Source organism: Microbacterium sp. F2 (genome assembly GCF_052274505.1).
Taxonomy (GTDB): Bacteria; Actinomycetota; Actinomycetes; order Actinomycetales; family Microbacteriaceae; genus Microbacterium.
The window spans coordinates 1-610 of record NZ_JBNVBV010000025.1 but is presented as its reverse complement, the minus strand read 5'-3'; the positions used below and the strand labels follow the sequence as shown (position 1 = coordinate 610).

At 53.3% G+C, this 610-nt stretch carries 1 rRNA gene; it reads left to right on the top strand.

What is annotated here, in order from left to right:
* Positions 1–63: 63 nt before the first annotated feature.
* A 23S ribosomal RNA gene (locus tag ACQVDU_RS15850) occupies positions 64–610 on the top strand; the annotation flags it as partial.

Here is a 610-nt window from a genome sequence, read left to right as displayed (position 1 = left end):
AGGCGAAAAGAACCCCGGCGAGGGGAGTGAAAAAGAACCTGAAACCGTGTACGTACAAGCAGTGGGAGCCTACTTGTACGTACACGGTGGATGCCCTGGCAGTCAGAGGCGATGAAGGACGTGCTAATCTGCGATAAGCGCCGGCGAGGTGATATGAACCTTTGACCCGGCGATTTCCGAATGGGGAAACCCAGTGTGTTCCGACACACTATCGTTAAGTGAATACATAGCTTAACGAAGCGAACCGGGGGAACTGAAACATCTAAGTACCCCGAGGAAAAGAAATCAACCGAGATTCCCCCAGTAGCGGCGAGCGAACGGGGAGCAGCCCAGAGTCTGAATCAGCTTGTGTGTTAGTGGAAGCGTCTGGAAAGTCGCACGGTACAGGGTGATAGTCCCGTACACGAAAGCACACATGCTGTGAACTCGAAGAGTAGGGCGGGACACGTGGTATCCTGTCTGAATATGGGGGGACCATCCTCCAAGGCTAAATACTCCTGACTGACCGATAGTGAACCAGTACCGTGAGGGAAAGGCGAAAAGAACCCCGGCGAGGGGAGTGAAAAAGAACCTGAAACCGTGTACGTACAAGCAGTGGGAGCCTACTTGT